This window comes from Desulfuromonadales bacterium (assembly GCA_035620395.1).
GTDB lineage: Bacteria > Desulfobacterota > Desulfuromonadia > Desulfuromonadales > DASPGW01 > DASPGW01.
This window is the reverse complement of sequence record DASPGW010000301.1, coordinates 1-4,682: the sequence shown is the minus strand read 5'-3', so window position 1 is coordinate 4,682 and position 4,682 is coordinate 1. Positions and strand designations below refer to the sequence as shown.

The window sequence follows — 4,682 nt, the reverse complement described above, 5'->3', positions numbered from 1 at the left end:
CTCCCGTTCCTTGCTCTTGATCGGGTGAATCTTCTTGGCCACCAGGCGGGCGGCCGCCGGGCCACCGATTTCGGCGACGTAGACCAGCGCGCAGTCAGCCAGGCCGGCACAGCGGGCTTCGATCCGGTCGGCTTCGTCGTCCCCTTCGGACTTGACCTGGACCACCCCGGAGAAAGCGGCCTCCTCGGGCCCGATCTCCCAGATCAAAAATTTCTCGGCGCGGCCGAAATGCTCGTCGACATGAACTTTATCGGTAGTGGCGAATGCGACTTTCATAGCCAGTCCTTTCATGCTGTTGCCATCGATGATGTGAAAACGGCGGGTTCGAATCATGGCGTATCCCCTGTAGGGGCGCTGCTTGCCGCGCCCCGGGCGGAGCAAGCGCCGCTCCTACTAGTTGTGCCCCTTCGTCGCTTCCTTCGAACTGGCCATGAACAGGTTGCCGACTTCGAAGATCAGCTGCATCGTCCCGCGGTAGCCGACCCAGGTGCGCTGGTGGGCGCCCATCCGGTCGAAGACCGGAAGGCCGGCGCGCAGGTGGTTGGGGATGCCGAGCCTGGCCGCGGCCTGGCGGCCGTTGCTGTTGGCGACCAGCAGGTCGACGCCGGCGGCCATCTCCTCCAGGTCTTCGAGGTCGCCGACCAGCACCTTCTCGCAGGGAAGCTCGCCCAAGCCCTTGACCCGGGTGGCCGAGAGGGCCAGCTCTATGTCGCAGCCCATGCCGTGCAGGAAGGGGGCGAGGGTCTTGAGCATATCCCCCTCCAGGGCCAGGGCCACCTTCTTGCGGCCGAACTGGTAGTGGGAGTCGACCATGGCGTCGGCCAGGCGGCTGCGCTGACGCAGGTACTTCTGCGGGATCGGCGCCCTAGAGAGCTCGGCGAGGACCGCCAGCAGCCGGTCGGTCTCGGCCAGCCCCGTCGCCGAGGTGAAGCCGTAGGAGGGGATGGCGCAGCGATCCGTGAGAACCTTCGCTGCCTTGGCCAGCGAGTCGCCGAAGAAGAGGGTGGCAACGCTTCTTCCCGCCTGGCGGATCCGCTCGACCGGGATGCCGCCGGTGGAGAGGCTGGAGACGGTCGCGTCGATGTGGCCGTCGAGGGCGCAGGAGCTGTCGGGGATGACCACCGGGTCGAGGCCGAAGTCCTCGCACAGGGTCTTGATCTCCTCGACGTCGGCCGGGGTCAGGTGGGCGCCGGGGAGGATGTTCACCTGCCCATCAACCTTCGGCCCCGGCACCGGCACGCTGCGCACGATCGCCTCCACCGCCGCGGCGTACCCTTCCTGCAGCGAGCCGCAGTAGTCGGGGGTGCTCGCCCAGACGACCGGCACGTCATCGTGCTCGGGGTGCTCCTGACGGAATTGGGCGATGGCGCTTCTGATGTCGTCCCCCATCGTCTCGGTGAGGCCGGTGGTCATCACCCCGACCACCTTCGGTCCGAACTTCTCGATGACCCGGCCGATCCCCGTCTTCAGGTTCTCCCAGCCGCCGAAGATCGCCATGTCCTCGCTCATGCTGGTCGAGTTGAGGGCGATCGGCTCGCGGAAGTGCCGGGAGAGCTGCAGGCGGATGAAGGTCGAGCATCCCTGGGCGCCGTGCAGCAGGCCGAGCATTTCGTCGATGCCGAGGTAGGCGAGGGTCGCCCCCAGGGCCGGGGAGTTCTTCTGCGGATTGACGGTGCCGATCTTCTCCGGCACCTTTACCCGCGAGTCGCGCATGCTGTCGGCGAGAATCCGCTCGGCGTGCCCGGCGGCGGTCGCCACATCGAGTGCCAGCTCATCTGCATTCTTTTCCGTCGGACTCTTGGCGTTGAGCACCGGCCAGATCGGGTTGTTCACCGTCATGTCGAGCTGTTTGGCAAAGGTGACCATCCCCGCATAGCCGGCATAGGGGTGGGCGCGGCCGTGGTTGATGTCGAGGAACGGCGTGCGCGTCTTCAGGGCCAGGTACTTGGTCTTGCCGCCGGCGACGATCATGTCCGGCAGCTTCTCGTACATGACGGAGAGCAGGCCGGCGCTCGAGGTGTCCTCGATGATCCTGGCGTCCTGGTGCATCAGCGCCTTCATCCGGTAGAAGTCGTCGAGGGTCGAGTTCTGGGTGCCGGCGGCGAGGATCTCCACCCCCAGCTCGCGCAGGGCATTGACCATCGACCAGGTCTTCACCCCGCCGGTAAAGAGGACGCAGCGCTTCCCTTCGAGCCGCGCCTTGAACGGCGCCAGGGCGGCGCGGCACTTCGGTTCTTCTTCGGCCAGCAGCGCTTCGACCCGCTCGGCCATCACCGCATTGCCGTGAATCGCATCGAGTTCCCGGGCGATGTCGCGCAGCGCCTTGGCGGTGTCGTCGAGTCCGTAGAAGGACTCTTCGAGATAGGGGATGGACCAGCGCGTCTTCATCTTCTTCGCCATGTTGGTCAGGCTCTTCGAGCAGATGATGACGTTGAGCTTGGCCCGGTGGGCGTAGCGGATATCCTCGAACCTGGCGTCGCCGCTGACGCAGGAGAGGATGCGGATGCCGAGCTTGTCAAAGAGCGGCAGCATCCCCCAGAGGTCGCCGGCGATGTTGTATTCGCCGATGAGGTTGACGTCGTAGTCGGTGGTGAACTCCGGCTCGGCGCTGCCGATGACGTGCTTGAGGAGCACCTCGCCGGCCAGCCGGTTGCCGATGTTCTTGTCGCCGATGAAGCCGGGAGTGTTGACCGGGATGACCGGCATCGGCACATGCTTGGCGGCGGCCTCGCAGACCTTCTCCAGGTCGTCGCCGATCATGGCGGTGACGCAGGTGGCGTAGACGAAGATCGCCTTCGGCTGGTATTTGGTCCCCAGGTCGATGATGGCGTCGTAGAGCTTCTGCTCGCCGCCGAAGACGACGTCGTTGTGCATGACGTCGGTAGTGAAGCCGCGGCGGTAGAGCTGGCTGCCCGATGAGCGGGCCCCGCGGTTGTCCCAGGAGTTGCCGGCGCAGGCGATCGGGCCGTGCACCAGGTGGAGGACGTCGGTGATCGGCATCAGGACGACGCGGGCGCCGTCGTAGGCGCAGCTGCGCTCGGTCCCTTCGCCCGGTTCCGACTTCTTGCAGAATTTGGGGGCGCCTTTCTCGTTGGTCTCGCATTCGGAGACGTCGTAGTAGTCGCGCTTGGACATATCGTACCTCGTGAGGGGAGAGGCGTGGCGAGCGCGGGGTTCAAGGTCCCGAAAACACTCTCCACCTTGTTGCTTTCCAGGGTCGAATAAAAAGGGTGCTGCCGGGTGCAGGGGCACGGCGCGCCGTGCCCCTGCGTGTTCCCATGCAAATCCCCCTCGATCCCCCTTTAGCAAAGGGGGAGGTTTTGACCCCCCTTTGCAAAGGGGGGCAGGGGGATTTCCTACCGCATCATCTCGAACTGCCGGTCTTCGCAGGTCTCGTCGACGATGTCGATGAACTTGTTGCAGATGGTCGAGAGCATATTGATCACCCCCTGGTAGCCGATCAGCGGAACGCGGTGCAGGTTCACCCGGTCGAAGATCGGGAAGCCGAAGCGGAAGAGCGGGATCTTGGCGTCGCGGGCCGCGAACTTGCCGTGGGTGTCGCCGATGATGGCGTCCACCGGGTCGGTCATCAGCAGGCTGCGCAGGTGCCAGAGATCCTTGTTGATGTAGATCTTGCAGTCCTTGCCGTACATGGAGGCGTCGAGCAGCGCCTGGATCTCCTTCTCCAGCTTCTTGGTCCCCTTGGAGCAGAGGATGTGGTAAGGGACCGCCCCCATCTCCAACAGGAAGGAAACGTAACCGATGAGGTAGTCGGGATCGCCGTAGACGGCGAACTTCTTGCCGTGGATGTACTGGTGGGCGTCGGTCATCAGGTCAACGGCCCGGCCGCGCTCGGCCTTCAAGGACTCGGGAACCGGTTTGCCGAACAGCTCGGCGACCTTCATGATGAAGGCGTCGGTCTTCTCGATGCCGAAGGGGGTCGGCATGGAGACGTGCTTGCCGGCATAGTTGTCCTTGACCCAGGTGAAGGTCTTGGCGGTAGCGTAGGGACCGAGGGTGATGGTCGCCTTGCCGTTGATGGAATCGGCCGCCTCGTCCAGCCTGGTGCCGCCGGGGTAGATCTTGTAGTGGCCGTCCAGCGGCGAGTCGAAGGTCTCGGAGATGTCGGCCAGGAAGGTGTAGGGGATGCCGAAGGCCTCCAGAATCCGCTTGTACTCCCGGTAGTTGCCGGTGTTGGCGTCAAAGCCGGCGATCAGGTTGAGCTTGCCGGTGCAGCGCCCCTCCACCTGCTTCCCCTCGGTGAGGGTCTGGAGGATGGAGAGGAGCATGGCGTCGTAGCCGTGGATGTGCGAGCCGTTGAAGCTCGGGGTGTTGGCGTAGGGTGCCGGGAAATCCTGGGGGATGCACCCCTTGGCCCGGGCATTCTTGATGAAGGCGGTCAGGTCGTCGCCGATGATCTCCGGCATGCAGGAGGTGAAGATCGGCATGATCTTCGGCTTGTAGATGGTGTAGGCGTTCTCCAGGGCCTCGTGCAGGTTGTTCTGGCCGCCGAAGACCGCGCCGTCCTCGGTCATGGCGTCGGAGACCGCCGGCGCCGGCTCACGGAAGTGGCGGTTGAAGGTGCTGCGGTAGTAGGAGGCGCACCCCTGCGAGCCGTGGACGAAGGGGAGGCTCCCCTCGAAGCCGTGGGCGGCGAGCTCGGCGCCCAGCGGCTGGCAGGC

General features: G+C 65.0%; 3 protein-coding genes. All 3 read right to left on the bottom strand.

Annotated features, from left to right (window positions below; translation table 11 throughout):
• A partial coding sequence (locus VD811_16255; protein HXV22537.1) for a NifB/NifX family molybdenum-iron cluster-binding protein occupies positions 1-333 on the bottom strand: 333 nt, incomplete at its 3' end.
• 60 nt (positions 334-393) lie between these two features.
• Positions 394-3,135 (bottom strand): bifunctional nitrogenase iron-molybdenum cofactor biosynthesis protein NifEN, encoded by a 2,742-nt coding sequence (locus tag VD811_16250; GenBank protein ID HXV22536.1) that lies wholly within the window; start codon positions 3,133-3,135, stop codon positions 394-396.
• Positions 3,136-3,356: 221 nt separating this feature from the next.
• A partial coding sequence (gene nifK, locus VD811_16245; GenBank protein ID HXV22535.1) for a nitrogenase molybdenum-iron protein subunit beta occupies positions 3,357-4,682 on the bottom strand: 1,326 nt, incomplete at its 5' end.